Raw genomic sequence first — 450 nt, forward strand, 5'->3', positions numbered from 1 at the left:
GATGGTTTATTCGCGGATCGCAGAGCGTATCGAAAAGTGCGGCAAGCATTTGTCGGTCGTGCTTGAAGATGCGGCGTTGGAAAATGGCGTGGACAAATCTCATTATATAGATGAAGCCAATGCCATTATCGAGCGTTTCGGTTTGGTAAGGGATGAGGCTGCGCTTTCAGCCATCGAGGCAGAGGAAGCGTTAAAGGCAGAGGCTGAACTGCCGACAGTAAATAAATCTCAGAATGCTGCTCCCCGTTATAACGGCAATCTGCATCAAATCAGAATTCAAGAAAAAATCGAAAATTACTCCGCCACGCAGAAAGTGGCTGCTATGCAGATTTCGCGTATGCGTTTTATTTTTCCTCATATCGAATAATGTGCTGTATCACCAAAAGGCCGTCTGAAAACCATGAATTTGTGGTTTCAGACGGCCTTTTTCATTAAACCATTGTTTTAATG

1 pseudogene is annotated in these 450 nt (G+C 44.4%); it reads left to right on the top strand.

Annotated features, from left to right (window positions below):
• Window positions 1–367: pseudogene (locus ACTHUR_RS20745) on the top strand (hypothetical protein); the annotation flags it as partial.
• Window positions 368–450: the final 83 nt, after the last annotated feature.

It is taken from the genome of Neisseria sp. P0021.S007 (genome assembly GCF_051956855.1).